Annotated in this window: 1 pseudogene; it reads right to left on the bottom strand. The window is 70.7% G+C overall.

The window, feature by feature from the left end:
• Nucleotide 1: 1 nt before the first annotated feature.
• Nucleotides 2–280: pseudogene (locus tag F2P45_RS35220) on the bottom strand (molecular chaperone); the annotation flags it as partial.

A 280-nucleotide genomic window follows, 5' to 3' on the forward strand; every position in this document is an offset into this window, starting at 1 on the left:
GCTAGCGCAGGTGCACGGTGCCGCGCGCGAGGGTCACGCCGGCCGGCATGGCCAGGCTGGCTTTACGCATCGGATTGGGGGTGTAGATCGCTATTCCGGCAGCCCTGGCCAGCACCTGTTCGGCCCCGCCCTGCGGGGTAAAGGCGGCGCTGATGTCGCCGTACACCGAGCTGTCGCCGCTGCGCGCGATCTGGAACACCAGTTGCGCGCCCTGGCCGCTCTTCTGCAACGCCAGCGCGCCCAGGGTCACGCTGGCGCCTTCGGTCTGGTGCCGCACGAG

The sequence above is a fragment of the Massilia mucilaginosa genome, from assembly GCF_011682145.1.
Taxonomy (GTDB): Bacteria; Pseudomonadota; Gammaproteobacteria; order Burkholderiales; family Burkholderiaceae_D; genus Telluria_A; species Telluria_A mucilaginosa.